Here is a 26,337-nt window from a genome sequence, read left to right as displayed (position 1 = left end):
GATTTTTTTGACGGCCCATGAAGCCGTGCCAGTAACGAGCCGTTAACCTTTCCGGGCCAGTTTGCTGGCAACGGAAATACGCGGAGACCACGATGCGGGTTTTGCTTGTCGAGGACGATCCCACCACGTCGCGCAGCATCGAGCTGATGCTGACTCATGCCAACCTGAACGTCTATGCCACCGACATGGGCGAGGAAGGCGTGGATCTGGCCAAGCTCTATGACTACGACCTGATCCTTCTGGACCTGAACCTGCCGGACATGCACGGCCACGACGTGCTGCGCCAGCTTCGGCTGGCGCGCATCAACACACCGATCCTGATCCTCACCGGGTCCGACGACACCGAGACCAAGATCAAGGGGTTCGGCTTCGGGGCGGACGACTACCTGACGAAGCCCTTCCACCGCGAAGAACTGGTGGCGCGGATCCACGCCATCATCCGCAGGTCCAAGGGCCATTCGCAGTCGGTGATCGCCACGGGCAAGATCGTGGTGAACCTCGACGCCAAGTCGGTCGAGACCGAGGGCCGGTCGATCCACCTCACCGGCAAGGAATACCAGATGCTCGAGCTTCTGAGCCTCCGGAAGGGCACGACGCTCACGAAAGAGATGTTCCTGAACCATCTCTACGGCGGCATGGACGAACCCGAACTCAAGATCATCGATGTCTTCATCTGCAAGCTGCGCAAGAAGCTCAGCGAGGCGACGGGCGGCGACAATTACATCGAAACCGTCTGGGGCCGCGGCTATGTCCTGCGCGACCCCGAGCCTGCCGCGGACGCGAATCCCATCGCCGCAACCGGCTGACGGGTCCCGCGGCGCGGTCGCCTTCTGGACGGGGTCGCGCGCCCGTCCTAGAACCAGACCGGATCAGGTCCGGAGGGCGTAGATGGCCGAAACAGGCGGCGAGGCAGGGCGCGAGACGCGCGACAGGGCGACCGACCCTTCGGCCGATTTCGACGTGGGCGGGCTGACCCGCGAAGACGCCGACGCCGCGCTGGATGCGTTGGCCGCGCGCCTGGGCCAGGCGAACGCGGCCTACTACCAGGACGATGCCCCGTCGCTCAGCGATGCCGAGTACGACACGCTCAAGCGTCGCAATGCCGCCATCGAGGACCGGTTCCCCGACCTCAAGCGCGCCGATTCGCCCAGCGAACAGGTGGGCGCGTCGCCGTCGGACGGGTTTTCGAAGGTACGCCACGCGCAGCGAATGCTGTCGCTGGGCAATGCCTTCGACGAAGACGACGTGGCCGATTTCGTGCGCTCGGTCCGCAGCTATCTCGGGCTTGGGGCCGATGACCCGCTGGCCTTCACCGCCGAACCGAAGATCGACGGGCTTTCGCTGTCGCTTCGCTATGAAGACGGCGAACTGGTCCAGGCCGCCACCCGCGGCGATGGCGAGGTGGGCGAAAACGTGACCGCCAACGCCCGCACGGTGGACACGATCCCCCAGCGGATCGAGGGCGCCCCCGACGTGCTTGAGGTGCGCGGCGAGGTCTACATGCGGCACGCCGATTTCGCTGCGCTGAACGACCGGCAGCGCGCAGCGGACCAGAAGACCTTCGCCAACCCCCGCAACGCCGCCGCCGGATCGCTGCGGCAGTTGGATTCGTCCATCACCGTCGCGCGTCCGCTGGCCTTCTTCGCCTATGCTTGGGGCGAGGTCAGCGCGCCCCTGGCCGACACCCAGATGGAGGCGCTGGAGCGGCTGCGCGCCATGGGCTTCGACGTGAACGACCGCACGGTCCTCTGCCACGACACCCGGGCTCTCATCGACCACTATCGCGGGATCGAGGCGGATCGCGCCGACCTCGGCTATGACATCGACGGCGTCGTCTACAAGGTGAACGATCTTGTCTACCAACGGCGCCTGGGCATGCGCTCGACCACGCCCCGCTGGGCGGTGGCGCACAAGTTCCCGGCGGAGCTTGCCTGGACGCGGCTCAACGCGATCGAGATACAGGTGGGGCGCACCGGCGCGCTGAGCCCCGTTGCCCGGCTCGAACCCGTCACGGTGGGCGGCGTGGTCGTGTCGAATGCCACGCTGCACAACGAGGACTACATCGCCGGGCGGGACAACCAGGGCCAGCCCATCCGCGACGGCCGCGACATCCGCGAGGGCGACCTGGTGCAGGTCTACCGCGCCGGCGACGTGATTCCGAAGATCGCGGACGTGGACCTGTCGAAACGTCCCGACGAGGCCACGACCTACGCCTTCCCGACCGAGTGTCCCGAATGCGGCTCGGCCGCGATCCGCGAGCCCGGCGATTCGGTGCGCCGCTGTTCGGGCGGGCTGATCTGCCCCGCGCAGGCCATCGAGAAGCTGAAGCACCTGGTCAGCCGCGCCGCCTTCGACATCGAGGGGCTGGGCTCGAAACTGGTGGAAGAGCTCTATCGTGACGGCTGGATCGCCGAGCCCGCGGACATCTTCACCCTGAAGGATCGCTACGGTCCCGGACAGATGACCCAGCTGAAGAACCGCGAGGGCTGGGGCGAGAAATCGGCCGAGAACCTGTTCCAGGCCATCGAGGACCGGCGGCAGATCCCGCTGAACCGCCTGATCTTCGGACTGGGCCTGCGCCACGTGGGCGAGGTCGCGGCCAAGGACCTGGCGCGCCATTACGAATCGTGGTCGGCCTTCGTCTCGGCCTGCGACGCGGCCGCCCCCGCCGCGCGGCGCTATGAACGCGCGGAGGAGGCCGAGGCGGCCGAGCGTGCCGCCGCCGCCGCCGAAGGGCGCCGCGCCAGCATCAAGCCGGTGAAGGACGCGATCTGGGCCGAGGATCCGCCGATCGACGACGCGAAGGCCGCCTGGGACGACATGACCGGGATCGACGGCATCGGTGCGGTCCTGGCCGCGAGCCTCGTGACCAGCTTCGCGCAGGAGCGTGAACGCGCCTCGATCGACCGGCTGGCCGCGCAGCTCGACGTGCAGGAGGTGCGGGACGAGCGCGCCACCGACAGCCCCGTGGCCGGCATGACCGTGGTCTTCACCGGGTCGCTCGAAACCATGACCCGGGCCGAGGCCAAGGCCCGGGCCGAGGCGCTGGGGGCCAAGGTCTCGGGCTCGGTGTCGTCCAAGACGGACCTGCTGGTGGCCGGTCCCGGCGCGGGGTCGAAGGCCGACAAGGCGGCGAAGCTGGGGGTCCGGACCGTGGACGAGCAGGGCTGGCACGACCTGATCGGCGGCGCATGAGCCGCCCCGAATCCCTGTTCCCGCTGTTCGCGGACCTCACCAAGCTGGATGGCGTCGGCCCCAAGACCGCCCAGCATTTCGCGCAGATGCACGTGGAAAAGCCGCGCGACCTGCTGTTCATGCTGCCCCAGTCCGGCATCGACCGCACGCGGCGCAACTCGATCCGCGACGTGGTGCCGCCCGCCACGGTCACGGTCGAGGTCCTGGTGGGCCGCCACATCCCGGCCGCCGGCAAGGGACCCACCCGGATCGAGGTGCAGGATGGCGAGACGTCGTTCTACATCGTCTTCTTTCACGCCAAGGGCGACTGGCTGTCGAAGCAGCTGCCCACCGGCCAGCGCCGCGTGGTGTCGGGCCGGGTCGAGCTGTTCGACGGCGTGGCGCAGATGGCCCATCCCGACCATATCCTGCGCCCCGAGGAAGCCGATGCCATCCCGGCGTTCGAGCCGGTCTACCCCCTGACCGCCGGCGTCACGCAGCGCGTCATGGCGCGGGCCGTCGCCTCGGCCCTGGACCGGGCGCCGCGTCTTGACGAATGGATCGATCCGAACCTGGTCACGCGCGAGGGCTGGCCCGACTGGCGCGGGGCGCTGACGGCGGCGCACGCCCCCGGGACGCCGAAGGACCTGTCGCCCGCGACGGCGGCGCGCACGCGGCTGGCCTATGACGAACTGCTCGCCCACCAGATGACCCTGGCGCTGGCCCGGGCGCAGCGACGTGCGCGGCCGGGGCGCGCGACGCGGGGGGACGGGCGGCTTCGGAATCGCGCGCTGGCCGCGCTGCCCTACCGCCCGACCGGCGCGCAGGCCCGCGCGATGGAGGATATCGCTGCCGACATGGCCGCGACCACCCGTATGAACCGGCTGCTGCAGGGCGACGTGGGGTCGGGCAAGACGCTGGTGGCCTTCGCCGCCCTGCTGGTCGCGGTCGAGGCGGACGGGCAGGGCGTGTTGATGGCCCCAACCGAGATCCTCGCCCGCCAGCATCTCGAGGCGTTGCAACCGCTAGCGGAAAGCGTGGGCGTGGTGCTCGAGATCCTAACGGGCCGCGACAAGGGGGCCGAGCGGACGGCCAAGCTGACGGCATTGGCGGCGGGCGACATCCAGATCCTCGTGGGCACCCACGCGGTGTTCCAGGACGATGTCGCCTTCGCGGATCTGCGCCTGGCCATCGTCGACGAGCAGCACCGCTTCGGAGTGCGCCAACGGCTGCAACTGGGCGCCAAGGGCGACCGGGCCGACGTCCTGGTGATGACCGCGACGCCGATCCCCCGGTCGCTGAGCCTGGCGCAATACGGCGACATGGACGTGTCGGTGCTGGACGAGAAACCGCCGGGCCGCAAACCGGTGCAGACCGCGCTGGTGAACATGGCGCGGCTGGACGACGTGATCGCGCGGCTGCGCGGCGCCATCGCCGAGGGGCGGCAGGTCTACTGGGTCTGCCCGCTGGTGGACGCCTCCGAGGTCAGCGACCTGACCGCGGCCGAGGACCGGTTCAAGGCCCTGGCCGCGGCATTGGGCGAAGGGCAGGTGGGGCTGGTCCACGGCCAGATGCCGCCCGCCGACAAGGACGCCGCCATGGCGCGGTTCGTGGCGGGCGAGACGCCGGTCCTCGTGGCGACCACGGTGATCGAGGTGGGCGTGAACGTGCCCAACGCGTCGATCATGGTGATCGAGCGAGCCGAGAGCTTCGGCCTCGCGCAATTGCACCAGTTGCGGGGGCGTGTCGGGCGTGGATCGGCCGCGTCGACATGCCTGCTGCTCTACCAGGCGCCGCTGGGCGAGACGGCACGCCGGCGGCTGGAAATCCTGCGCGAAAGCGAGGACGGCTTCCGCATCGCCGAGGAGGATCTGGCCCTGCGCGGCGCGGGCGACCTGATCGGGCACGCGCAATCGGGCCTGCCGCGATTCCGCATTGCCGATCTCGAGGCGCAGGCCGGGCTCATGGCGATGGCGCAGGACGACGCACGCGCCTGCCTTGCCGCCGACCCCGACCTGTCGGGGCCGCGCGGGCAGGCCATGCGGACCCTCTTGTGGCTGATGGAGCAGGACAAGGCGATCCGTTTGATTTCAGTAGGTTAGTATTTTGTTCACGTTTGTTCCGCAAAAGTTCTTGCTTGAATCGGCGCGATATGAGAACAAAAGAATAACACGACGAGGAGATGCCGACATGATCGAACAAATCACCAAGACGGTCCGCCGCTGCGACACGCTGGTCGAGGATGTGATCGGCCTGTCGGCGCTGGTGGCGATGCTGATCGCCGCGCTGCATTTCCCCGTCCTGTCCTGACCCTGTTTTCTGCCCCGCGCTTGTCCTGATCGGCCACGCGTACCGTCGGTTTCCCAATCCCGCCGGTGCCATCTCTGTCCCAAAGCCTCCGGGGTGCCTCAGCCCCGTTCTGGCCGATCCGACCTGCGTCCCTTGCCCGCCGCCATCCGCACACACGGATGCGCGGCGGATTTTTTTGGGGGGGTGGTGCGGCATCGAGCGATCAGCGTCTCGCACCGGTGCCGCCTGGAATCAGATCGAGCGTTCTGGATGGTCGGAGGCGTGGGAGGGGCCTGCACCAGAAGGACTCACGGCTATCGGTCTGGATCGTCACTCAACCGAAGACGACCCGCACAGACAGCGCTCCAGGCGCGCAGCCGGCGATCCCAGGTAAGACGCTTGCCAGAAGGCTCGGCGCTCAGGCGCAGGCGCTTTGCTCGATCTCGGCAAAGGCTTCGGACGCCGCGTCGAGGGTCAGCATGATGGACGCGTGGCGGTTCTTGTAATCCTTCGCGGGCATGAGGACATGCAGCTCATCGAAGGGTGCCTCGGGCGCGGGGCCGTCGGATTTCAGCATCGCGCGCAGCTGGTCACGCGCCGTGTCCACCTGTTCACGGGTGCAGCCGATGATCGCGTGCCCGACGACCGCCGCGGATGCCTGGCCCAGAGCGCAGGCCTTCACGTCCTGTGCGAAGGCCGAGACGCGGCCATCCTCGACGCAAAGATCGACCGTCACGGTCGAGCCGCAAAGCGGCGAGCGCTTGCGCACGGTGGCCTGCGGCGACTCCAGCCGGTCGGTATGGGGAATGTCCGCCGTCAGTTCCAGGATTCGCCCGGAATAGAGCTTGATCATGTCGCTGTCGGCCATGGCTTCCCCTTTCGCGGCTTGACCCCTAGATAGGGCCTTCATCGCCAAACGCCAACGGGACCTTTGCATGGCTTTCGACCCCGCGACCCTGACCTTCGACGCCGACGGATTGCTGCCCGCCATCGCGCAGGACGCGGAGAGCGGCGAGGTCCTCATGCTGGCCTGGATGAACGCCGAGGCAGTCGCCAGGACGCTGTCCTCGGGCCGCGTCACCTATTGGAGCCGCTCGCGCCAGTCCTTCTGGATCAAGGGCGAAACCAGCGGGCACGTACAGCACCTGGTCGAGATGCGGGTGGATTGCGACCGTGACTGCCTGCTGGTGCTTGTCCGGCAGGAGGGACCCGCCTGCCACACCGGACGGCGCAGCTGTTTCTACACCGCGATCCGCGATGGTGACGAGGTCGAGATCATGGCGCCAGAGGCGTGATCGGCAGGGGCGGCAGCATCGCGATCAGCTCGGCATGGCTGACGCCTTCGTCGCGATAGCGCGCGAGGGCCTTGGACCGATCGATTTTGGCCAGCCTGCGACCGGTCTCGTCCGTTACAAGGGCGTGATGGTGATAGATCGGAACCGGCCACCCCATGACTGTCTGGATCAGGACATGAAGCGGCGTGCTGTCCCACAGATCGGCCCCGCGGATCACGTGGGTCACGCCCTGCGCCGCGTCGTCATGCGGACAGGCGAGGTCGTAGGCGATATCGCCGGTGCTCCGGCGGCGCAGGACCGGATCGCCGATACGGTCGATCAAGGTATCCGGATCGGGCTGGTGCGTGCCTGCGTGCAGGGGGCCGGTTTCGGTAAAGGCGGGCAGGGCGCCCGCGTGTTCCAGGGCCCGGGCCACGTTCAGGCGCAGCGCATCGCCGTCCTGCGCTTCGGACATGGGGCGGTGCCGGCAGGTGCCGGGATAAACGAGACCCTGCAGCCCCAGCTTGGCCCCCGCGCGGGAAATGTCGGCCCGGGTGCAGGAGCAGGGGTAGATCAGCCCGCGCCGGGCCAGATCCTTCAGCGCGGCGTTATAGGCAGCCTGGTGGTCGGACTGCGTACGGACCTCGCCCTGCCAGTGAAACCCGAGCCAGCTCAGATCGTCGAGGATCTGCGCCGCGAATTCCTGCCGTGACCGCGTGCTGTCGGTATCCTCAAGGCGCAGCAACACGCGTCCGGCGTCTCCGGCCAGCGCCTGGATCGTCAGCGCCGAATAGGCGTGGCCCAGGTGAAGCGGGCCCGTGGGCGACGGCGCGAAGCGGGTGACGATCACGCCGTCATTCGGCGGCGAGCTGCGCGTCGCCCGCGGCAAGCCAGCTCTGCCAGTCGGCCTTGGCGCGATCGGTATAGGCCTTGTAGCGCGCGGGCCGGTTGCGCCGCCCGCCCTTCAGGTCCACGGGCGGGAACAGTCCGAAATTGACGTTCATGGGCTGGAACGTCTTGGCCTCGGCGCCGCCGGTGATGTGCGTGACCAGCGCGCCCGTGGCGGTGGTGTCGGGCACCGGCGGCAGGCTGCGACCGGTCAGCTCGGCCACGGCCAGCCGGCCCGCCAGCAGGCCCATGGCGGCGGATTCGACGTAGCCCTCGACCCCGGTGATCTGACCGGCGAAGCGGATATGCGGCGCGCTGCGCAGGCGCATCTGGTCGTCGAGCAGCGTGGGCGAGTTCAGGAACGTGTTGCGGTGGATGCCGCCAAGCCTTGCGAAGCGCGCGTTCTCAAGTCCCGGAATCGTCCGGAAAACATCGGTTTGCGCGCCATACTTCATCTTGGTCTGGAAGCCCACGATGTTGTAGAGCGTGCCCAGCTTGTTGTCGCGGCGCAGCTGGACCACGGCATGCGGTTTCACATCGGGCGCGTGGGGGTTGGTCAGGCCCACGGGCTTCATCGGGCCGTGGCGCAGGGTTTCGCGCCCGCGTTCGGCCATGACCTCGATCGGCAGGCAGCCGTCGAAATAGCCCGCGGTCTCGCCCTCGTGGAACTCGGTCTTGGGGGCGGCCAGCAGCGCGTCGATGAATGCGTCGTACTGCGCCTTGTCCATGGGGCAGTTCAGGTAGGCGGTGCGCTCTTCCTCGGTCTCACCCTTGTCATAGCGCGACTGCATCCAGGCCTTGGACATGTCGATGCTGTCGTGGTGGACGATGGGCGCGATGGCATCGAAGAAGGCCAGCGCGTCGGTGCCCGTCTCGGCCGCGATGGCCTGTCCCAGCGCGGTCGAGGTCAGCGGGCCGGTGGCGATGATCCAGTGGCCGTCGCGGGGCAGCTCGGTGATCTCGCCCCCCTCGACCCGTACGCGGGGATGGTCGCGCAGGGTCGCGGTGACGGCTTGGGCGAAGGCCTCGCGGTCCACGGCCAGCGCGCCGCCCGCGGGCAGGCGGTGGCGGTCGGCCATGGCGATCAGCAAACCGCCCGCCGCGCGCATTTCCCAGTGCAGAAGGCCCACGGCGTTCTGTTCGTCGTCGTCCGACCGGAACGAGTTCGAACAGACCATCTCGGCAAGGTCGCCGGTCTGGTGGGCGAAGGTGCCGACCTTGGGCCGCATCTCGTGGATGACCACGTCGAGCCCCGCGTTCGCGGCCTGCCACGCGGCCTCGGATCCGGCCATGCCGCCGCCGATGATATGAAGTGTCTCTGCCATGACGCCGATGTAAGGCAGCGGGCGGCGCTATGGAAGGGCGGCGAGGGTCAGATCGGCTGGTCGCGGAAGATGTTGTCCGATGCCTCGGTCGTCGGGCGGGGCGTGCGCAGCGCGGCGGCCACGCGCGCATCTGCGCGGGCGTCCTGTCTCAGCTGGGGTCTGCCGTCGATGGGATTGCGCACCACGTTCAGCCGCCGCGGCGTCGTGCGGCGCATGCGGAGCCGTCGCTCGGGCGATATTTCGGCGATCAGCAGGACCGCGCCGACCAGCGCCATGTCCTGCCAGAACCCGGTCAGGTTGGCGAGGGTGAAGTCCGGCGCGTATTGCAAGTAGCTGCTCCAGAAGAAGAACACCGCCAGGATCAACGCGGCGGGGCGCACGAAGATGCCCAGCATGACCGCGAGGGACGTGCCGTAGAGCACGAAGGCGGTGACCATCTCGGCCAGCTCGACGGGGATGACGACGGACAGCAGGTCGACCCCCGCGAAACTGTCGATCAGCCCGATGCCCGCCAGGAAATACGACCCGATCAGCAGGCGCACCACGGGCAACAGCATCGATTTGAGCGGCGAGTATGGCAGCACCCCTGACCCCCTTTCGGTAGCTCCTTGAACAATGGTGGAATCCGAGGGCAAATTTGTGACGCTCGCCGCGCCGAACTGCGGCGGGTGGCTGTCTCCGGGCGGATTTCCTGTGGAAAAGACGGTGACGCAGGGTCAATTTTCTTGATCTCGTGGCCCCGGTCGCTCCTAATCGCCTTGAACGGGAAGGAGGAGCCCGGATGCAATACCTGGTTTATCGGAGCACGGCGCTGGTGGCGCCGGGCGCGGCGCGCTACGCGTCCATCCTGCGGTCGTCCATGCGCAACAACGCGCGGGCCGGCCTCACCGGCTACCTGCACTACGAAGAGGGCGAATTCCTCCAGTATGTCGAGGGGCCCGCCGAACCGCTGTCGGCGCTCTGGGCCCGATTGGCCCGTGATCCAAGGCACCGCGATATCCTGCTTTTGGCAAGCGGCGCAGTAACCGAACGTCGTTTCGAGGATTGGCGCATGGGCGTGTCGGACCCGACGGTCCTGTCGCTTTCCACCTTCCTGCGAGACGTGGATCATCCGCAGGGCCGCCCGGGCGCCGACGGCGCCGAGGCGATCTATTTCCTGCTGTCGGTCTGCCAGCGGATCGAGCTGGGGCTGGCCGACCCGCCACGTCCAAGACGCGGCGGGCCCAGGCCTCAGCTTTCGCCGGTCTCGTCGGTGGTGCCGCCTTCGGCGTCGGCCTCGGCGTCGCTCTGATCGGCGATCCAGGCGACACTGACCACTTCTTCGCCCGCGCCGGTATTGAACACGCGCACGCCGCCGGCCGCGCGGGAGCGGAAGCTGATCCCGTCCACCGGCACCCGGATCGACTGGCCCTTCGAGGTGGCCAGCATGATCTGGTCGTCCATCTCGACCGGGAAGCTGGCCAGGAGCGGGCCGCCCCGCATCGCCTTGTCCATCGCCATCACGCCTTGACCACCGCGGCCGCGCACGGGATAGTCGTGCGAGGATGACAGCTTGCCCGAGCCGCCCGCGGTGATGGTCAGGATCAGGTCCTCGGCCGCCGACATCTCGGCATAGCGTTCCTGGCTGAACTCGGCGGCGTCGCCGGCCACCTCGTCCTCGTCGGGCTCGACCTCGGCATCGTCGCCGAGGCCGGCCATCGCCCGACGCATCTTCAGATAGGTCGCCCGCTCGTCCGGGGTGGCCTCGAAATGGCGGATGACGGCCATGGACACGACCTCGTCGCCATCGGCCAGCCGGATGCCGCGCACGCCCAGCGAACTGCGCGAGTTGAAGACCCGCACGTCGGTGGACGGGAAGCGAATGGCGCGGCCCTGCGCCGTTACCAGCATCACGTCGTCATCGGGCGACGCGATGCGCGCGTTGATGAGGCGCACGCCCTCATCCTCGCCCTCGAACTTCATGGCGATCTTGCCCGCGCGGTTCACGTTGGTGAAATCGCTCAGCTTGTTGCGCCGCACGGTGCCCGCGCTGGTGGCGAAGACGATCTGCAGGTCGTCCCAGTGATCCTCGTCGCGGTCCACCGGCATGATGGCGGCGATGCTGACGCCCTGGGGGATCGGCAGGATGTTGACGATCGCCTTCCCCTTCGAGGTGCGGCCGCCCAAGGGCAGGCGCCAGGTCTTGAGCTTGTAGGCCATGCCGTCGGTGGTGAAGAACAACAGCGGCGTGTGCGTGTTGGCGACGAACAGGGTGGTGACCACGTCGTCGTCCTTAAGCGCGCCGCCCGAGACACCCTTGCCGCCGCGCCGCTGGGCGCGGAAATCGGCCAGGGCCGTGCGCTTGATATAGCCGGACTGGGTGACCGTCACGACCATTTCCTCGCGCTCGATCAGGTCCTCGTCTTCCATGTCGCCGGACCAGTCGACGATTTCCGTGCGGCGCGGCACCGCGAAATCCTCGCGCACCTCGCGCAGTTCGTCCGCGATGATGCCCATGATCCGGTCGCGCGAGCGCAGGATGTCCAGGTAGTCCTTGATCTTGCCGGCCAGCTCTTCCAGCTCGTCCGTGACTTCCTTCACGCCCAGCTGGGTCAGGCGTTGCAGCCGCAGCTCCAGGATGGCGCGGGCCTGCGCCTCGGACAGGTTGTAGGTGCCGTCGTCGTTCATCGTGTGGCTGGGATCGTCGATCAGCCGGATGAAGGGCGCGATCTCCTCGGCGGGCCAGCGCCGCTCCATCAGCTTGATGCGGGCCTCGGGCGCGTCGGCCGAGGCGCGGATCGTCGCCACGACCTCGTCCACGTTGCTGACGGCGACCGCGTAGCCGCACAGGATGTGGCTGCGTTCCCGCGCCTTGCGCAGCTCGTAGGCCGTGCGCCGCGCGACGACATCCTCGCGGAAGGTGATGAAATGCGTGAGGAAATCCCGCAGGGTCAGCTGCTCGGGGCGGCCGCCATGCAGCGCCAGCATGTTGCAGCCGAAGCTCGTCTGCATCGGCGTGAAGCGGAAAAGCTGGTTCAGCACCACGTCCGGGGTGGCGTCCTTCTTCAGTTCGACCACCACGCGCACGCCGACGCGGTCGGATTCGTCCTGGACGGCCGAGATGCCTTCCAGCTTCTTTTCCTTCACCAGGTCGGCGATCCGCTCGACCAGCGCGGCCTTGTTCACCTGGTACGGAATTTCGTCCAGCACGATGGCGAAGCGGTCCTTGCGGATCTCCTCGACGCGCGTCTTGGCCCGCAGGATGACGCTGCCGCGCCCCTCGAGATAGGCCTTCCGCGCGCCCGAGCGGCCCAGCATGATGCCGCCGGTCGGGAAGTCGGGACCGGGAATGATCTCCATGATCCGTTCCGAGCTCAGATCCGGATCCTCGATCAGCGCCAGCGTGGCATCCACGACCTCGCCCAGGTTGTGGGGCGGGATGTTCGTCGCCATGCCCACGGCGATGCCGCCCGCACCGTTGACCAGCATGTTGGGGAAGCGGGCGGGCAGGACCGTCGGCTCAAGCTGCTTGCCGTCGTAGTTGTCCTGGAAATCGACCGTTTCTTTCTCGATATCGGTCAGCAAAGCGCGGGCGGGCTTGTCCATCCGCACCTCGGTATAGCGCATGGCCGCCGCGCTATCCCCGTCCATGGAGCCGAAATTGCCCTGGCCGTCCAAAAGCGGCAGCGACATGGAGAAGTCCTGTGCCATCCGCACCAGCGCCTCGTAGATCGCGCTGTCGCCGTGCGGGTGATACTGGCCCATGACGTCGCCCACGGGGCGCGCGGACTTGCGGTAGGGCTTGTCGAAGGTGTTGCCGGTTTCGTGCATGGCGTAAAGGATCCGCCGGTGCACGGGTTTCAGGCCATCGCGCAGGTCGGGGATCGCCCGCGACACGATGACCGACATGGCGTAGTCCAGGAACGACGCCTGCATCTCGTCCACGATGTCGATCGAGGGGCCTTGCGGGCCGGGGCCTTCGGGGCCGTTTTCGTCAATATCCTTTGGGGGATCGGGCCGGTCGCTCACGCTGGATCTTCCTTATCGCTCGCTCAATATCTTGTTGAAATTTCTATATCAGCACATGGATATGGGGTGCAATGATTGCGTCTTTTCGGCCATGGCAGCCAAGCCTGGCGAGTGATAACAAACTGTTTTCATTGACCTTTCATCGCACCGTGGCAGCATCGAGGGGCAAGGGGGGCATTCTGTAAGGGGATCCCGTGATGACCGAAACCGAACTGATGCTGAAGGGCTATGGGCTGACGACTGCCGAATTCTACTACCGCATGCCGGATTATCGTAACGTTCTCAACAGCTTCGTCTGGCAGGACTACGATCTGGCGCCCGACCACCCGCGGTTGTTCGAATTCGTCGAGTACTGGCAGCGCGAGATAGAGGGGCCGCTGCATTCCGTGCGCTTCACCCATCGCAAGATGATCGCGCCCGGCGAATGGCGGAACGTGACGGGGGAATTCAACCTGCACTAGCCGCGCGTCAGGGGAACAGCTTCTTCACGTAGCCGGGCAGGGCGAAGGCGGCCTTGTGGACTTCGGCGCTGTAGTAGCCGAAGTCGAGCCCGCTTTGCGCGACACGGTCCGTGAGAAGCTCGAGCGGGACATGCCGCGCGTCGCTGTCGGTGCCCCAGCCGAAGGCCATGGGCCCCCCGGCATAGGTGGGCACGGTCGCGAGGTAGCAATAGGCGTCGGCGAACAGCGTTCCGAAGGCGCGCAGCGTGCCGGTCAGCTCGCCGCCCTGCATGAAGGGCACGCCGTTCTGGGTCACGAGGATGCCGCCGGGCGCCAGCGCGCGCTTGGCGTGGCCGTAGAAGTGGTCGGTGAACAGCACTTCCCCCGGGCCCACCGGATCGGTCGAATCGATGATGATGACGTCGAAGCCGCCATCGGTGGTCTTCATGAACTCGGCCCCGTCGGCGATCTGCAGATCGAGCCGCGGGTCATCGAAGGCGCCGGCGCTGATCGACGGCAGGTATTCCTTCGAGAAATCCACCACGCCGCCGTCGATCTCGACCATGGTGACGCTGTCGACGGGATGGCGCAAAGCCTCGCGCGCCATGCCGCCATCGCCGCCGCCGACGATCAGCACCCTTTTCACCGCGCCGTGGGCGAAAATCGGCACGTGGGTCAGCATCTCGTGGTAGATGAAATTGTCGGCCTCGGTCACCTGAACCACGCCGTCCAGCGTCAGCACCCGCCCGAAGGTGGGGTTCGCGATCACGCGCAGCCGCTGGTGGTCGGTCTTGTTGTCGTAAAGCACCTCGGACACGCGCAGGGCCTGGCTGTGATCGTCGTGAAGGCGCTCGACGCTCCATCCGGTCATGTCGGTCATTCTCGGTCCCCCTGCAGCGGTACGGTTGCGATGTGTTCCCACGGTCCGCCGCGGTAGTGCCACAGGTGCAGCCGGTCCAAAAGACCCTCCCACGGTGAAAATCCCGCCCGCAGCGTGGCTTGGGCCGCCAGCGCGGTATCCCGGTCCACCTTGTTCTGCACCGTCACGTGCAGCTTGCTGCCCCGGTCGTCGCTGTCGCTCAGGATCTCCTGCCAGCTTTTGCGCAACCGCTGCTGGAGCGCCTTGGCGGGCGGACATTCCAGGTCGATCGCGGCGCCGCCGCCGAAATCGAGGATGCCGGTGGCGGTGAAGGGCAGGGCGGGCCCGCGCCCCTCGGCCGCGAGGTCGGCCAGGATGCGCGGCAGGTGATCGGGCGGCAGCTGCTGGAACAGGGTGACGTGGACCGGGATGAAATTGCGCGCGGCCGGGAAATGACGCTGCCGGAGTGGCTCGAGCCGGGCGAAGCTGGCGGCGTCGAAGCCGAATGTCAGGATCATGGCCATGGCGCGCGATGTATTCCGGGGCCATCGTCCGGCAATCGCGGGGCCGGAACGAAAACGGGGGGCCGTTGGCCCCCCGATGGAAAACGCTGTCGGGCGGTGCTCAGGCGGCGACGGTTTCGGTCACCAGGCCATCGCCCCGCAGCAGTTCCTTCACCCGCACGTCGGGCGTGGCGAAGGCCTTCTTCAGCACGTCGACCGCCAGCCAGGGCTTGGCGTCGCCGCACATGAACACGTCGAACGCGCCATAGCCGATCTCGGGCCAGGTGTGCACGCTGATGTGGCTTTCGGCCAGCACGGCCACGCCGCTCACGCCCTGGGGGCTGAACTTGTGGGTGTGGATGTGCAGCAGCGTCGCGCCGCAGGTATCCACGCAGTCGCGGAACGCCTGCTGGATGCGGGCCTCGTCATCCAAACCGTGGCCGTTCACGACCTCGATGATCAGGTGACGGCCCGCGAAAACGCGGCCTTCGTCGTCACGAATGAAGTGATCGTCGCGCTCTTCGTCAAAAAGATCGCGTGCGGTGATGTCTTCCGCTTGGGCGCCTGTCTCCAGACCGATCCCCAGTTGGAAGAGGTTGGCTCCGTCCATAGGAACTCCCCTTTCAGCCAGTAGATTGAATCCGTGGGTCCTTAGCGCCCCCCCAGGTCGTATCGTATAACGTCGCCCGAAGTTGGGATCGTCCCCGCTCGTGAGGCGCACCTAACGATGGTGCCCCCACCGCGCAAGAGAAAACTTCCGAAAAATCCCGCGGCTGGCGGTCCGTTGCGACAGGCGCACCCTCTAAGGGCCGGAATATTCGCCGAAATATGTGGGGTAAATTGATACCTTAATTGCAAACCATTGTTTTCACGTCCCTAAAACAGGAAGGTGCGCATTGACGCGGGTGGTCTCCGGTCTTAGAACGCCGCCATCGAACGCCACAGGCGGCAGGGCCTTCGCGCCCCGTCGCCCGGACATCCGAGAACAGGACCGACAATGAAAACCTTTACCGCTACCCCGGCGGATATCGAGAAGAAGTGGTACGTGATCGACGCCGAGGGCGTCGTCCTGGGCCGCCTTGCCTCGATCATCGCCATGCGTCTGCGCGGCAAGCACAAGCCGTCGTTCACGCCCAGCATGGACATGGGCGACAACATCATCGTCATCAACGCCGACAAGGTCCAGCTGACCGGTCGCAAGCGTGACAAACCCAACTACTGGCACACCGGCTACCCGGGCGGCATCAAGTCCCGCACCACCGGCCAGATCCTGGAAGGCGCCCACCCCGAGCGCGTGGTCATGCAAGCCGTCAAGCGCATGCTGCCCGGCGGCCCGCTGAGCCGTCAGCAGATGACCAACCTGCGCGTCTATGCAGGCACCGAGCACGGCCACGAGGCCCAGAAGCCCGAGATCATCGACGTGAAAGCGATGAATTCCAAGAACACCCGGGAGGTCAAGTAATGGCTGAAGAAGTCACCTCGCTCGAAGAGCTGAACCAGGCCGTCTCGGGCAGCTCGGCCGAAGTCGAGTCCGAAGCCCCGCGCGAGCCCGTCCGCGACGAGCTGGGCCGGTCCTACGCCACCGGCAAGCGGAAGGACGCGGTCGCCCGCGTCTGGATCAAGCCCGGCTCGGGAAAGGTCACCGTGAACGGCAAGGACGTGAACGCCTACTTCGCGCGTCCCGTGCTGCAGATGATCCTGAAGCAGCCCTTCACCGTGTCGAACACCGAAGGCCAGTTCGACGTCATGGCCACCGTCAAGGGCGGCGGCCTGTCGGGCCAGGCCGGCGCGGTCAAGCACGGCGTGTCCAAGGCGCTGCAGCTTTATGATCCCAGCCTGCGCGGCGCGCTGAAGGCCGCCGGCTTCCTGACCCGCGACAGCCGCGTGGTCGAGCGCAAGAAGTACGGCCGCGCGAAAGCCCGCCGGAGCTTCCAGTTCTCGAAGCGTTAAGTCGCGTCCAACCGGACACACGAAAGGGACCGCCTCGGCGGTCCCTTTTTTCGTGCCGCTCTGGTACAATCGCCCTCGTGTCATGACTGGAGGGCTCCCATGCCGCTGATCGATATTCAGGTGATGGAAGGCGTGTTCGACGCCGCCGAGAAGGAAGCCATGATCGCCGAGGTGGTGGCCGGTTTCGGCCCCGTTGCCGGCGCCGCCATGGCCGATGCCACATCCGTGCGCATCCACGAGGTGGGCACCGGCGCCTGGGGCGGCACCAAGGGCGTCTGGACGACCGAGCGCGCGCTGGCGCTGAAGGCCGAGGGCTGAGACTGGCCATCGCGGCGTCGCGCACCACCCTTCCGGTAAAGCTCTGACCGCGGAGGAGGTCTGCCGATGCCAGCGCCCCGTTTTCTTGCCGCCGGCCTTTTGCTGGCCCTCGCGGGCTGCGGTGCGCCCCCACCCGCGCCGATGTCCACGGTCACGGGACCGGACCCGCAATTGCCCGCGCCGCGGCAGGGCCTTTTGCCGACCGTCAACATCGCACCCGCCCGGGGGTGGCCCGCGGGCGAGACCCCGGTTGCCGCGGCGGGCCTGACGGTGAACGCCTTCCACACCGGGCTCGACCACCCGCGCTGGATGCATGTCCTGCCGAACGGTGACGTCTTGGTGGCCGAGGCGAACAAGCAGCCCGCGACGCCCACATCGCTGCGCGGGGTGGCCGAGCGGGTCGTCATGGGCATCGCCGGGGCAGAGGCCCCCACGGCGGACCGGATCAGCCTTCTGCGCGACGCCGACGGTGACGGCGTGGCCGAGGGGCGCACGGTCCTGCTGGAGGACCTGACATCGCCCTTCGGCATGGCGCTGTTGGAGGGGCACCTGTACGTCGCCAACACCGACGCGCTGGTCCGCGTGCCGTTCCGCGTGGGCCAGACACGGGTGGACGCCACGCCGGACGTCGTGGTGCAGCTACCTGCGGGCGCCCCGAACCGTCACTGGACCAAGGGGCTGCTGGCGCACGGGGGGCAGCTTTACGTCTCGGTCGGGTCGAACTCCGACCACGGCGAGAACGGGCTCGCGGCCGAATGGGACCGCGCCGCGATCTGGCGGGTCGACCCCGACACCGGCCGCGCGGTGGTCTTCGCACGCGGGCTGCGTAACCCGGTGGGCATGGATATCGAGCCCGCGACCGGCGCGCTCTGGACCGTGGTGAACGAGCGGGACGAGCTGGGCGACAACCTGGTGCCCGATTACCTGGCGCAGGTGCGACCGGGCGACCATTTCGGCTGGCCCTGGATCTATTACGGCGACCGGCGCGATCCGCGGGTCGATGCGCCCGGGGCGCCCGCGGAGGTCGAACGGCCGGCCTACGCGCTAGGCGCGCATGTGGCGCCACTGGGCCTGACCTTCGCCGATGGCGCGCGGCTGGGGCAGGGACCGGGCGCCTATGTGGGGCTGCACGGATCGTGGAACCGGGTGCCGGCCTCCGGCTACTCGGTGGTGTTCGTGCCCTTCACCGACGGTAACCCCGTGGGCCAGCCGCGCGACGTTCTGACCGGGTTCCTCGACGGTGACGAGAACGCGTTGGGGCGGCCAGTGGGCGTCGAGATCGCGGCGGATGGCGCGTTGCTGGTGGCCGACGACGTGGGCAACACCATCTGGCGGGTCAGCCGCGACTAGCTGTTGCCCCGCCCGGCGAAGCGCGACGCATCCTCGGCCGCCCGACGCAGGGCGCGGGACTTGTTCACCGTCTCCTGGAACTCGGCCTCGGGGTCGCTGTCGTAGACGACACCGCCGCCCGCCTGGATGTAGAGCTTCGCGTCCTTCACCACCGCGGTGCGGAGCGCGATGCACATATCCATGTCGCCCCGTGCGCTGAAATAGCCCAGGCCGCCGCCGTAGATGCCGCGCTTTTCGGGCTCCAGCTCGTCGATGATCTCCATCGCGCGCACCTTGGGCGCGCCCGAGACCGTCCCGGCGGGAAGGCCCGCCAGCAGCGCCGACAGCGCGTCGTGATCGTCGCTGAGTTCGCCCACCACGTTCGACACGATATGCATCACGTGGGAATAACGCTCGATGATGAATTCCTCGGTCGGGCGCACGGTGCCGATCTTGCTGACCCGGCCCGTGTCGTTGCGGCCCAGGTCCAGCAGCATCAGGTGCTCGGCCAGCTCCTTCTCGTCCGAGAGCAGGTCCTTCTCCAGCGCCAGGTCCTCTTCGGGCGTGGCACCGCGCGGGCGCGTGCCCGCGATGGGGCGGATCGTGACCTGCCCGTCCATGACCCGCACGAGGATCTCGGGCGAGGCGCCGACGACCTGGAAACCGCCGAAATTGAAGAAGAACATGAAAGGCGACGGGTTGGTGCGGCGGAGCGAACGGTAGAGTGCGAAGGGCGGCAGGTCGAACTCCTGCGTCCAGCGCTGGGACGGCACCACCTGGAAGATGTCGCCGGCGGCGATGTATTCCTTGGCCCGCTCGACCGCCGACAGGTATTCGGCGTGGCTGAAATTCGACACCGGCTCGCCCACGGGGGCCGAGTCGCCCAGGTCGCGCGCGTCGGCGGGGGTGGGGCGGTCAAGGTCGCGCAGCGCGTCCATCACCCGCTCCGCCGCCTGGGCATAGGCCGCGCGGGCCGACAGGCCCTGTCCGGCCCAGGCGGGGGCCACGACCGTCACCTCGCCTTTCACGCCGTCCAGAACGGCCACGACCGACGGCCGCATCATCAGCGCGTCGGGCACGCCGATGGGGTCGGGGTTCACGTTGGGCAGGCGTTCCACCAGCCGGATCATGTCGTAGCCCAGGTAGCCGAACAGGCCCGCGCTGGCGGCAGGCAGGTCGGCGGGCAGGTCGATGCGGGATTCGGAGATGACCTCGCGCAGGGTCTCCAGCGGATCGCCCGCCATGTCCTCCCAAGCGTCGCCGTCGAACCGGGCCTGCCGGTTGACGCGGCTGTCGGTGCCCCGGCATTCCCATAGAAGGTCGGGCTTCAGCCCGATGATGGAATAGCGCCCGCGCACCTCGCCGCCGGTGACCGATTCCAGCATGAAGCTGTCGCGCCCCGCCTGGCCCAGCTTCAGCATCAGCGAAACGGGCGTGTCCAGGTCGGCGGCGATGCGGGCATAGACCACCTGGCTTTCGCCCGCCTCGTAGCCGGCGGCGAAGGCGTCGAAATCGGGCGTCAGCTTCATCAGTTGAACTGCTGGTTCACGGCGGTGACCGCCTGCTGGTTCAGCTGGATGCCCTTCTGACGCTCCAGCGCACCGGTGAACGCCTCGGTCACGTCCTGCGCGACGCCCTGTCCGGCCGACTGGCGCAGGCTGTCCTTGATCTCGGTCGCCTCGGGCGCGTCGGGGTCTGCGGGGTTCACCGCGTCCACCCGCAGCACGATGGCGCCCGTGTCGGTGGGCACGACGGCAAGGCCGCCTTCCTCGAGGTTGAAGGCGGTTTCCACCAGGCTGTCGGGCGTGTTCTCGAGGAAGGCATCGCGCAGGACGCCCAGCTCCTGCACGGCCGTGCCGGGCTGCTCGGAAAGCTCGGCGCCGCCCTCGACCTCCGCCACGATGGACTCGGCCCGGTCGGTCAGGCGCGCGCGCTGCTCGGCGGCGTCCCAGGCCTCGATCACTTCGACCTCGACATCCGCGAGCGGTTGCAGGGTCGGCGGCACGATCTCGTCCACGCGCAGGGCGAACAGGCCGCCATCCTCGAGCTCGACCAGCTCGGGGAAATCGCCGGGCTCGGTCCGGGCCGCGGCCTGGCGGAAGGCCTCGTAGGCGTCGATATCGGCGCCGGTCACCGACGGCGTTTCGGGCGAGAACAGGATCTCGGCCGTCTGGAACGGCGTCTCGTCCCCGATCTCTTCCAGCGTGGCGCCACCGGCCAGCAGGTCCTCGATCGGCTCGCGCTCGACCTCGACGGCGCGGCGGGCGGCGTCGATGGCGAACTCGGCCCGCAGGTCGTCGCGCACGTCCTCGAACGGCGTCTCCTGCGCGCGCAGAATCGCGTTCACCCGGAAGAGCGCGGGACCCAGCCCGGTCTCGACGGGCCCGGCGATCCCGGTGGAGCCCAGGCCGAACACGGCGTCGGCGGCATCGGAGGACAGGTCGTCGCGCGCCACTTCGCCCAGGTCGACATCGTCCAGGCTCAGCCCGCGGTCCTCGACCAGCGTGTCGAAGTCGGTTTCGCCCGCCTCGATCGCGTCGGCAGCGGCCTGCGCGGCGTCGAGGTCGGAGAAGACCAGCCGTTCGACCAGCCGCCGCTCGGGCTGGTTGAACTCGGCCGCGCGGTCCTCGTAGAGGCGGCGCAGCTCGTCTTCGGAGACGGGAAGATCGTCCACCAGCATCTCCGGTGTGAGCCAGGCATAGGTGATGCGCTTGCGCTCGGGCAGGGTGAAGCGGTCGGGGTTCTCGTCGTAGAAGGCCTGGAGGTCGGCGTCGCTGGGCGCCGGGATCGGCTCTTCCAGGTCGCTACGGGTCAGGCGCAACAGGGTCAGGTCGCGGGTTTCCCGCGCGTAGCCGTAAAGCGTGTCGACGAAGGTCTCGGGCGGCGCGATCCCGGCGACCACGGCGCCTTGCAGAAGGGTGCGCGAAATCTCGTCGCGCAGGCTCTGTTCGTATTCCGAGACGCTCAGCCCCGCGTTTTCCAGCGCGAATTCATAGGCTTCCCGGTCGAATTGGCCCGACACGCCCTGGAAGGCCGGTGTCTGCAGGACCTCGTCGCGGATCTCGGCGTCGCCCACCGAGATGCCGATGCTGTCCGCCTCGTCCTCGAGCGCGGCCAGCGCCACGAGCCGGCGCAGCACCACGCGATCCAGGCCCAGCGATTGCGCCTGCTGGAAGGTCACGCGCTGCCCGGTCTGTGCCTCGAAGCTGCGAAGCTCCTGCTGCACCGCGCGGGCGTAGCGGTCGATGTCGATCTCGGTATCGCCGACGCTGCCGATCGAGCGGGTCGAGCCGCCGAAGTTGGTCGCGCCGAAGCCCGCCAGACCAACGATCAGCAACAGCAGGATGACCCAGACGATCCCCCTCGTGATCGGGTTGCCACCGCTTTTGGCCATGCTTGTCTCTCCGCCCGAATGAACCTTTCGGGCGGGCTTAATGGCTTCGCGCGCCGGTCGCAAGAAGCGGCCCGGACGCGGTCCCGATTACGGGATGATGCGGGTGTATTTCGTGCCCTTCAGCGACGCGCCGGCAATCAGGCCGGCCTGCCCGAAGACCACGCCGATGACGGGGCTGAGCGACGTCGTGGTGCTGGCCTGCAGGTTGCCGCCCTGGTCGCGCAGCGCGTATTCGATATCCGCGCCGGCTTCGTACCCGGCCGAGTTGCGGAACGTGAACAGCGCGTCGTCGGTCATGAAGAACAGCACGTGGGCGTATTGCTGCGCGCCGATCTGGAAACCGACGCTGGCCTGCGCGGCCGAGTAGTAGTCGATGGTCATGCCGTCGACGAGAAGCGCGCCGCGCCCGTAGCTGCCGCCGACGCCAAGGCCCGCCTTGGTGATGAGCGGCATCACCAGCATGCCCGCAGCCTTGTCGCGCAGGTCCATGGTGCTGGGATACGTGTTGTAGAGATAATTGAGCGTCGATTGCACGCGTGCATCGATATTCGCGGCGCCGGGGCTGGAAATGCCGTTGCCGCAGCCGGCCAGCGCGACCGTGGCCGCGCCGCCTGCCAGGAATACCCGGCGGGTTTGGATGGTCATGGGGGATGTCCCTTGTTACTGCCGTTGCCTGATGACGGCCTTATGTGGCCGTTCTGCATCGCAGCTTATCGGCGGAAACGCGCCCTGTCACCCATAACCCCGCCCGATGGGCAATCCCTTGCCGTCCGGACGGTCACTCTTGCAGCAGGCGGGCCACGCGCGGGGCGAAATAGGTCAGGATTCCGTCGCAGCCCGCGCGCTTGAACGCCGACAGGCTTTCGACCATCACCCGGTCGCCGTCGAGCCAGCCCCGCTCGGCCGCGCCCATCAGCATCGCGTACTCGCCGCTGACCTGGTAAGCGAAGGTCGGCACGCCGAAGGTGGACTTCACCGCCGCGCAGATGTCGAGATAGGGCATCCCCGGCTTGACCATGATCATGTCGGCGCCTTCCATCAGGTCCCGCTCGACCAGGCGCATGGCCTCGTCGCGGTTGCCGAAATCCATCTGGTAGGTCTTCTTGTCGCCCTTCAGGGCACCCGACGCCCCCACCGCGTCACGGAAGGGTCCGTAGAAGGCCGAAGCGTATTTGGCAGTGTAGGACATGATGGCCACGTCCTTGTGGCCGTTCGATTCCAGCGCGGCGCGCATGGCGGCCACGCGGCCGTCCATCATGTCCGATGGGCCCAGGATATCGGCGCCCGCGTCGGCCTGCGCCAGCGCCATCTTGACCAGCGCGTCCACGGACTCGTCGTTCAGGATAATCCCGTCGCGCACGATGCCGTCGTGGCCGTTGGCGTTGTAGGGGTCCAGCGCCACGTCGGTCATGATCGAGATGTCGAGCCCCGCGTCGCGGATCGCGCGGGTGGCCCTGTTCGACAGGTTGTCGGGGTTCCAGGCCTCCTCGCACTGCTCGGTCTTCAGCGACGGGTCGGTATAGGGAAACAGGCAGATCGCCGGGATGCCCAGGTCGGCGGCCTCGCGCGCCGTCTCGACCAGCAGGTCGATGCTCAGCCGTTCCACCCCGGGCATCGACGGCACCGCGTCGCGCTCGTTCGTGCCGTCGCGCACGAAGACCGGCCAGATCAGGTCATCGACGGTCAGGGTCGTCTCGCGCACCAGCGCGCGCATGGCGGGCGTGCGGCGCAGGCGGCGGAAGCGGGCGGCGGGATAGGGGGCCTGCGTCATGGGCTTTCGGATCCATTTGCAACGATTTTCCGGGCATGGCTTGCGTTGCATGGATTTCCCCCCGGCTCAAGTGTAGGGCTTGGCCGAACCGCGACCGCAGCAACGCCCGAGGCCGAACTTGGACTGGTACGAAACCGTTTTCGAGCTGATCGACATGCGGTCGTTCTCGAATCTGTGGTTCTGGATCGCGCTGGCCGCCGTCTGGTCGACCGCCAGCCATTACGTCATCGGCGTCCCTTTCGACATGGTGCCGCGCGCCGCAAAGCATGGCGGCCAGTCCGAGCGTGACCTCGAGACGTTGGTGCAGATCCGGGTGAACCGGCTTCTGTTCATCGCGAAGGTGTCGGGCCTGTGGCTGGTGGCGCTGACCACCGCCGTTCTCTCGACGCTGTTGGTGCTGGGGTTCTGGTATGGGATCGAGTTCGCGCAGGCGGTCGCCCTGATCGCTGTGCCCATGACGCTTGTGGGGCTTCTGAGCCTGTCGACCGCGCGGCTGATCCACATGGCCGACCTGCATGGCGAGGCGCTGCGCAAACGGCTGATCCGCCACCGTCACGCGACGCAGGTGATCGGCATGATCTCGATTTTCGTGACCGCCATGTGGGGCATGTACCAGAACATGAACGTGGGTCCGCTGGGCGGCTGAGCGGCGGGCGCTGCCGGCTAGCGCGGCATCCGCCCGACATTGTCGGGCGTCAGCCAGTCCGGCCAGCCCATGATCCGTTCGTAGGCGAAAAGCGCGATACAGACGGCGATGATGGCCAGCACGAATTTCACCTGCTTCGCCGAGGGCGGGTTCTGTGCCCAGCGCTTTGCGCGCAGCATCCAGTGAAGGTTCATGGCTGGCCGGCCTCCGGTAGCGCCTTGAGATAGGCGACGATCGCGTCGATGTCGTCCTCGGGCAGTTGCGCGAGCTTGTCAATCACGGCCACCATGGACCCGCCCGCGCTGTCGTAATCCGGGGTGAGGCCCGAGGAGAGGTAAGCCCGGATATCCCCTGCCGACCAGTCGAGCTGCGCCGGCGTGATGCCCGGGATGCGGCCTTCGCCCGAGGGGTTCTCCGCCCCCGTCAGCCACGCATCGACCCTGAGCCCGCCCAGCGCATTGCGCGGCGTGTGGCATTCGCCGCAATGGCCCAGCGCCTCGACCAGGTAGCGGCCCCGCCGGAGCGTGTCGTCATCGGCCACGCTGTCGGGCACCACCCAGTAGTCGCGCAGGAACAGCGGCTTCCAGAACCCCATGAGCCAGCGCTGGTTGAACGGGAAGGCAAGGTCGTGCGGCTGCGACGGCACGTCCGAGGCGGGCAGGGTGCGCAGATAGGCCACCATGTCCGCCATGTCGTCCGGCCGGGCCTTCACATAGGCGGTGTAGGGCAGCGAGGGGAAGTAGTGCGCGCCCGCGGGCGAGACGCCGTGCATCACCGCGTTGACGATCTGCGCATCGGTCCAGTCGCCGATCCCGGCCGCGGCATCGGGCGAGATGTTGGGCGCGTAGAACGTGCCGAAGGCGGTTTCGAACGCCTCGCCGCCGGACAGGACGGGCGGGCCGTCCTCCTCGGTGTCGGGGGCGACGTGACACGACGCGCAACCGGCGGCGGCGAAGACTCGCGCGCCGGCCTCGGCATCGCCCCGGGGCAGGGCGGCGGCATCGGCCAGCGGTGCCGGGACCGTCACCGCCCAAAGCGCCGCGGCGATGCCTAGCGCGGCCGCACTCGTCCACAGGATCAGGCGCATGGGCTTCGGATCATTCGCGCGGTTTGCGATAATCCTCGTGGCAGGCGCCGCAGGCCTGTCCCAGTGCCTGCATGTTGGCTTGCACCTGCTCCACCCCGTCGCCGGCCACCGCGGCCATCGCCTCGGCCGCCGCGTTCAGCTCGTTGGTCAGCGCCTGGTAGTCGTCCATCTGCTCGAACAGCACCGGCAGGGCCCGCGAGTCCTCCATCTCGTCGCTGCTGGTGCCGGCGGGGTAATATCCGGCCTGCGTCATCGCGGACAGCGCCACCAGCCGGTCGGCGGCGGCCTGCGCCAGCGCGGCATCGTATTCGCGGTCGCCCTTCGCCATGTCGCCCAGCGTGCCCAGGTTGAAGCCATAAAGCTGCATGTGTTGCTTGCGGGCCTTCACCGGGCCCTCAAGGTTGGCCTGCGCCGTTGCCGACACGGCGACGAGAATGCCCGCCACGACGGCGATCTGTCCGAAATAACGTTTCATATTGCCTCCGATCAAAATGACCGGATCAGGCTAACACGGATCGCGACCCTGCCAACGCGCGATTACGTGAACCGCACCGTGCCGATATAGGGCAGGTTCCGGTTCCGCTGGGCATAGTCGATGCCATAGCCCACGACGAACTCGTCTGGGATCTCGAAGCCGGTCCAGGTGGCCTTCACATCGACCTCGCGCCTTGCGGGCTTGTCCAGAAGGGCGATGGTTTCCAGTCGCGCGGGCGCGCGGGCGCGCAACAAGCCCAGCACGTGATGCAGGGTAAAGCCGGTGTCGACGATATCCTCGACCACCAGCACGTCACGCCCCGCGATCTCGCCGCGCAGGTCCTTGAGGATACGCACCTCGCGGCTCGACTCGGTTGAGTCGCCGTAGGACGACGCCTCGAGGAAATCGACCTCCACGGGCAGGTCCAACTCGCGCACCAGGTCGGCGATGAACACGAACGAGCCGCGCAGAAGCCCCACGACCACAAGTTTCGAGGTGCCTGCGAAATGGCCGCCGATCTCGTCCGCCAGCGCCTCGATCCGCGCGGCGATCTGCTTGGCCGAGATCATCTCGTCTATCACGTAGTCGGGCTGAGCCATCGAGTCCC

Annotated in this window: 27 protein-coding genes; 11 read left to right on the top strand and 16 right to left on the bottom strand. The window is 67.7% G+C overall.

Annotated features, from left to right (window positions below; all coding sequences use genetic code 11):
• Positions 1–92: 92 nt before the first annotated feature.
• The 3 genes from ctrA to recG all read left to right on the top strand — a co-directional run bounded on the left by ctrA (position 93) and on the right by recG (position 5,276).
• Complete coding sequence (gene ctrA, locus BUB76_RS01885; protein ID WP_073126064.1) at positions 93–806, top strand: response regulator transcription factor CtrA; 714 nt, start codon at positions 93–95, stop codon at positions 804–806.
• A gap of 82 nt (positions 807–888) precedes the next feature.
• Entirely contained in the window at positions 889–3,195 is a 2,307-nt protein-coding gene (ligA, locus tag BUB76_RS01880; RefSeq protein WP_084140492.1) for an NAD-dependent DNA ligase LigA, read from the top strand.
• The gene (gene recG / locus BUB76_RS01875) at positions 3,192–5,276 is read left to right on the top strand and encodes an ATP-dependent DNA helicase RecG (protein WP_073126062.1); all 2,085 of its coding nucleotides are present in this window, start codon (positions 3,192–3,194) and stop codon (positions 5,274–5,276) included. The genes ligA and recG overlap by 4 nt, the downstream gene beginning before the upstream one ends.
• Before the next feature lie 605 nt (positions 5,277–5,881).
• Here the strand turns inward: recG and BUB76_RS01870 are convergent.
• Complete coding sequence (locus tag BUB76_RS01870; protein WP_073126059.1) at positions 5,882–6,331, bottom strand: iron-sulfur cluster assembly scaffold protein; 450 nt, start codon at positions 6,329–6,331, stop codon at positions 5,882–5,884.
• Positions 6,332–6,398: 67 nt separating this feature from the next.
• On the opposite strand from BUB76_RS01870, the gene hisI reads away from it, so the two are divergent.
• Positions 6,399–6,758: a phosphoribosyl-AMP cyclohydrolase gene (gene hisI / locus BUB76_RS01865; RefSeq protein WP_073126058.1), complete on the top strand. Its 360-nt coding sequence runs from the start codon at positions 6,399–6,401 to the stop codon at positions 6,756–6,758.
• Here hisI and gluQRS read toward each other — a convergent pair.
• From gluQRS to BUB76_RS01850, 3 genes are read right to left on the bottom strand one after another with little or no spacing between them, the layout of a single operon-like run.
• Positions 6,739–7,584 carry a tRNA glutamyl-Q(34) synthetase GluQRS gene (gene gluQRS, locus BUB76_RS01860; RefSeq protein ID WP_073126515.1) on the bottom strand — a complete coding sequence of 282 codons (846 nt, stop codon included), beginning with the start codon at positions 7,582–7,584 and terminating at the stop codon, positions 6,739–6,741. The two genes, hisI and gluQRS, sit on opposite strands and share 20 nt — an antisense overlap.
• 7 nt (positions 7,585–7,591) lie before the next feature.
• The gene (trmFO, locus tag BUB76_RS01855; RefSeq protein ID WP_073126055.1) at positions 7,592–8,950 is read right to left on the bottom strand and encodes a methylenetetrahydrofolate--tRNA-(uracil(54)-C(5))-methyltransferase (FADH(2)-oxidizing) TrmFO; all 1,359 of its coding nucleotides are present in this window, start codon (positions 8,948–8,950) and stop codon (positions 7,592–7,594) included.
• 47 nt (positions 8,951–8,997) lie between these two features.
• Positions 8,998–9,534: a DoxX family protein gene (locus BUB76_RS01850; protein WP_073126053.1), complete on the bottom strand. Its 537-nt coding sequence runs from the start codon at positions 9,532–9,534 to the stop codon at positions 8,998–9,000.
• A 197-nt stretch (positions 9,535–9,731) separates the two neighbouring features.
• Between BUB76_RS01850 and BUB76_RS01845 the strand changes: the two genes are divergently transcribed.
• Positions 9,732–10,241 carry a BLUF domain-containing protein gene (locus BUB76_RS01845; protein WP_073126051.1) on the top strand — a complete coding sequence of 170 codons (510 nt, stop codon included), beginning with the start codon at positions 9,732–9,734 and terminating at the stop codon, positions 10,239–10,241.
• On the opposite strand, the gene gyrA is transcribed toward BUB76_RS01845, so the two are convergent.
• The gene (gene gyrA / locus BUB76_RS01840) at positions 10,181–12,958 is read right to left on the bottom strand and encodes a DNA gyrase subunit A (protein ID WP_073126048.1); all 2,778 of its coding nucleotides are present in this window, start codon (positions 12,956–12,958) and stop codon (positions 10,181–10,183) included. The two genes, BUB76_RS01845 and gyrA, sit on opposite strands and share 61 nt — an antisense overlap.
• A 197-nt stretch (positions 12,959–13,155) precedes the next feature.
• Here gyrA and BUB76_RS01835 point away from each other — a divergent pair, with 197 nt between their 5' ends.
• On the top strand, positions 13,156–13,419 hold the full coding sequence (locus BUB76_RS01835; protein WP_073126046.1) for an usg protein: 264 nt from the start codon (positions 13,156–13,158) through the stop codon (positions 13,417–13,419).
• Between the two features lie 7 nt (positions 13,420–13,426).
• On the opposite strand, the gene speE is transcribed toward BUB76_RS01835, so the two are convergent.
• The 3 genes from speE to speD all read right to left on the bottom strand — a co-directional run bounded on the left by speE (position 13,427) and on the right by speD (position 15,370).
• Positions 13,427–14,278, bottom strand: a complete 852-nt coding sequence (speE, locus tag BUB76_RS01830) for a polyamine aminopropyltransferase (RefSeq protein WP_073126044.1) — start codon at positions 14,276–14,278, stop codon at positions 13,427–13,429.
• Positions 14,275–14,781 carry a 2'-5' RNA ligase family protein gene (locus tag BUB76_RS01825; RefSeq protein ID WP_073126041.1) on the bottom strand — a complete coding sequence of 169 codons (507 nt, stop codon included), beginning with the start codon at positions 14,779–14,781 and terminating at the stop codon, positions 14,275–14,277. The genes speE and BUB76_RS01825 overlap by 4 nt, the downstream gene beginning before the upstream one ends.
• 100 nt (positions 14,782–14,881) lie before the next feature.
• The gene (gene speD, locus BUB76_RS01820; protein WP_073126039.1) at positions 14,882–15,370 is read right to left on the bottom strand and encodes an adenosylmethionine decarboxylase; all 489 of its coding nucleotides are present in this window, start codon (positions 15,368–15,370) and stop codon (positions 14,882–14,884) included.
• A 387-nt stretch (positions 15,371–15,757) separates the two neighbouring features.
• On the opposite strand from speD, the gene rplM reads away from it, so the two are divergent.
• The 4 genes from rplM (at position 15,758) to BUB76_RS01800 (ending at position 18,378) form a co-directional block, all read left to right on the top strand.
• A complete protein-coding gene (gene rplM, locus BUB76_RS01815) occupies positions 15,758–16,222 on the top strand; it encodes a 50S ribosomal protein L13 (RefSeq protein ID WP_073126037.1) in 465 nt (154 codons plus the stop codon).
• Positions 16,222–16,710: a 30S ribosomal protein S9 gene (rpsI, locus tag BUB76_RS01810; RefSeq protein ID WP_073126034.1), complete on the top strand. Its 489-nt coding sequence runs from the start codon at positions 16,222–16,224 to the stop codon at positions 16,708–16,710. Before rplM ends, rpsI begins: the two co-directional genes overlap by 1 nt.
• Positions 16,711–16,809: 99 nt before the next feature.
• Positions 16,810–17,028 carry a tautomerase family protein gene (locus tag BUB76_RS01805; RefSeq protein ID WP_073126032.1) on the top strand — a complete coding sequence of 73 codons (219 nt, stop codon included), beginning with the start codon at positions 16,810–16,812 and terminating at the stop codon, positions 17,026–17,028.
• A 66-nt stretch (positions 17,029–17,094) separates the two neighbouring features.
• Complete coding sequence (locus tag BUB76_RS01800) at positions 17,095–18,378, top strand: PQQ-dependent sugar dehydrogenase (protein ID WP_073126029.1); 1,284 nt, start codon at positions 17,095–17,097, stop codon at positions 18,376–18,378.
• Here the strand turns inward: BUB76_RS01800 and trpE are convergent.
• The 4 genes from trpE to hemB form a co-directional block, all read right to left on the bottom strand.
• Positions 18,375–19,886, bottom strand: coding sequence for an anthranilate synthase component I (gene trpE / locus BUB76_RS01795; RefSeq protein ID WP_073126027.1), 1,512 nt, complete (start codon positions 19,884–19,886; stop codon positions 18,375–18,377). The genes BUB76_RS01800 and trpE overlap by 4 nt on opposite strands.
• Positions 19,886–21,751, bottom strand: coding sequence for a peptidyl-prolyl cis-trans isomerase (locus tag BUB76_RS01790; RefSeq protein ID WP_073126025.1), 1,866 nt, complete (start codon positions 21,749–21,751; stop codon positions 19,886–19,888). Before BUB76_RS01790 ends, trpE begins: the two co-directional genes overlap by 1 nt.
• 87 nt (positions 21,752–21,838) lie before the next feature.
• Positions 21,839–22,396 (bottom strand): lipid-binding SYLF domain-containing protein, encoded by a 558-nt coding sequence (locus BUB76_RS01785; RefSeq protein WP_073126023.1) that lies wholly within the window; start codon positions 22,394–22,396, stop codon positions 21,839–21,841.
• A gap of 133 nt (positions 22,397–22,529) precedes the next feature.
• Positions 22,530–23,522 carry a porphobilinogen synthase gene (gene hemB, locus BUB76_RS01780; protein WP_236737832.1) on the bottom strand — a complete coding sequence of 331 codons (993 nt, stop codon included), beginning with the start codon at positions 23,520–23,522 and terminating at the stop codon, positions 22,530–22,532.
• A 118-nt stretch (positions 23,523–23,640) separates the two neighbouring features.
• Here hemB and BUB76_RS01775 point away from each other — a divergent pair, with 118 nt between their 5' ends.
• Entirely contained in the window at positions 23,641–24,168 is a 528-nt protein-coding gene (locus BUB76_RS01775; RefSeq protein WP_073126019.1) for a component of SufBCD complex, read from the top strand.
• A gap of 17 nt (positions 24,169–24,185) precedes the next feature.
• Here BUB76_RS01775 and BUB76_RS17845 read toward each other — a convergent pair whose 3' ends face one another.
• The 4 genes from BUB76_RS17845 to hpt form a co-directional block, all read right to left on the bottom strand.
• The gene (locus tag BUB76_RS17845) at positions 24,186–24,362 is read right to left on the bottom strand and encodes a hypothetical protein (RefSeq protein WP_175550251.1); all 177 of its coding nucleotides are present in this window, start codon (positions 24,360–24,362) and stop codon (positions 24,186–24,188) included.
• The gene (locus BUB76_RS01770; protein ID WP_073126017.1) at positions 24,359–25,255 is read right to left on the bottom strand and encodes a cytochrome c; all 897 of its coding nucleotides are present in this window, start codon (positions 25,253–25,255) and stop codon (positions 24,359–24,361) included. The genes BUB76_RS17845 and BUB76_RS01770 overlap by 4 nt, the downstream gene beginning before the upstream one ends.
• 10 nt (positions 25,256–25,265) lie before the next feature.
• Positions 25,266–25,730 (bottom strand): c-type cytochrome, encoded by a 465-nt coding sequence (locus BUB76_RS01765; protein WP_073126015.1) that lies wholly within the window; start codon positions 25,728–25,730, stop codon positions 25,266–25,268.
• 62 nt (positions 25,731–25,792) lie between these two features.
• Positions 25,793–26,329, bottom strand: a complete 537-nt coding sequence (gene hpt, locus BUB76_RS01760) for a hypoxanthine phosphoribosyltransferase (protein WP_073126013.1) — start codon at positions 26,327–26,329, stop codon at positions 25,793–25,795.
• Positions 26,330–26,337 lie beyond the last annotated feature (8 nt).

This window comes from Palleronia salina (assembly GCF_900141995.1).
GTDB classification, from domain to species: Bacteria; Pseudomonadota; Alphaproteobacteria; order Rhodobacterales; family Rhodobacteraceae; genus Palleronia; species Palleronia salina.
Note: the sequence above shows the minus strand (reverse complement) of the source record. Positions and strands in the feature narration are given on the sequence as shown.

Excerpts from the sequence above, each read along its gene's own strand:
- BUB76_RS01785 (WP_073126023.1), bottom strand. The coding sequence starts at position 22,396 with ATGACCATCCAAACCCGCCGGGTATTCCTGGCAGGCGGCGCGGCCACG.
- speE (WP_073126044.1), bottom strand. The coding sequence starts at position 14,278 with ATGACCGACATGACCGGATGGAGCGTCGAGCGCCTTCACGACGATCAC.
- BUB76_RS01835 (WP_073126046.1), top strand. The coding sequence starts at position 13,156 with ATGACCGAAACCGAACTGATGCTGAAGGGCTATGGGCTGACGACTGCC.
- BUB76_RS01825 (WP_073126041.1), bottom strand. The coding sequence starts at position 14,781 with ATGGCCATGATCCTGACATTCGGCTTCGACGCCGCCAGCTTCGCCCGG.
- hpt (WP_073126013.1), bottom strand. The coding sequence starts at position 26,329 with ATGGCTCAGCCCGACTACGTGATAGACGAGATGATCTCGGCCAAGCAG.
- speD (WP_073126039.1), bottom strand. The coding sequence starts at position 15,370 with ATGGACGGAGCCAACCTCTTCCAACTGGGGATCGGTCTGGAGACAGGC.
- BUB76_RS01765 (WP_073126015.1), bottom strand. The coding sequence starts at position 25,730 with ATGAAACGTTATTTCGGACAGATCGCCGTCGTGGCGGGCATTCTCGTC.
- BUB76_RS01770 (WP_073126017.1), bottom strand. The coding sequence starts at position 25,255 with ATGCGCCTGATCCTGTGGACGAGTGCGGCCGCGCTAGGCATCGCCGCG.
- BUB76_RS01845 (WP_073126051.1), top strand. The coding sequence starts at position 9,732 with ATGCAATACCTGGTTTATCGGAGCACGGCGCTGGTGGCGCCGGGCGCG.
- BUB76_RS17845 (WP_175550251.1), bottom strand. The coding sequence starts at position 24,362 with ATGAACCTTCACTGGATGCTGCGCGCAAAGCGCTGGGCACAGAACCCG.
- rpsI (WP_073126034.1), top strand. The coding sequence starts at position 16,222 with ATGGCTGAAGAAGTCACCTCGCTCGAAGAGCTGAACCAGGCCGTCTCG.
- rplM (WP_073126037.1), top strand. The coding sequence starts at position 15,758 with ATGAAAACCTTTACCGCTACCCCGGCGGATATCGAGAAGAAGTGGTAC.
- hisI (WP_073126058.1), top strand. The coding sequence starts at position 6,399 with ATGGCTTTCGACCCCGCGACCCTGACCTTCGACGCCGACGGATTGCTG.
- BUB76_RS01870 (WP_073126059.1), bottom strand. The coding sequence starts at position 6,331 with ATGGCCGACAGCGACATGATCAAGCTCTATTCCGGGCGAATCCTGGAA.
- BUB76_RS01790 (WP_073126025.1), bottom strand. The coding sequence starts at position 21,751 with ATGGCCAAAAGCGGTGGCAACCCGATCACGAGGGGGATCGTCTGGGTC.
- hemB (WP_236737832.1), bottom strand. The coding sequence starts at position 23,522 with ATGACGCAGGCCCCCTATCCCGCCGCCCGCTTCCGCCGCCTGCGCCGC.
- ligA (WP_084140492.1), top strand. The coding sequence starts at position 889 with ATGGCCGAAACAGGCGGCGAGGCAGGGCGCGAGACGCGCGACAGGGCG.
- trpE (WP_073126027.1), bottom strand. The coding sequence starts at position 19,886 with ATGAAGCTGACGCCCGATTTCGACGCCTTCGCCGCCGGCTACGAGGCG.
- BUB76_RS01800 (WP_073126029.1), top strand. The coding sequence starts at position 17,095 with ATGCCAGCGCCCCGTTTTCTTGCCGCCGGCCTTTTGCTGGCCCTCGCG.
- BUB76_RS01805 (WP_073126032.1), top strand. The coding sequence starts at position 16,810 with ATGCCGCTGATCGATATTCAGGTGATGGAAGGCGTGTTCGACGCCGCC.
- trmFO (WP_073126055.1), bottom strand. The coding sequence starts at position 8,950 with ATGGCAGAGACACTTCATATCATCGGCGGCGGCATGGCCGGATCCGAG.
- recG (WP_073126062.1), top strand. The coding sequence starts at position 3,192 with ATGAGCCGCCCCGAATCCCTGTTCCCGCTGTTCGCGGACCTCACCAAG.
- ctrA (WP_073126064.1), top strand. The coding sequence starts at position 93 with ATGCGGGTTTTGCTTGTCGAGGACGATCCCACCACGTCGCGCAGCATC.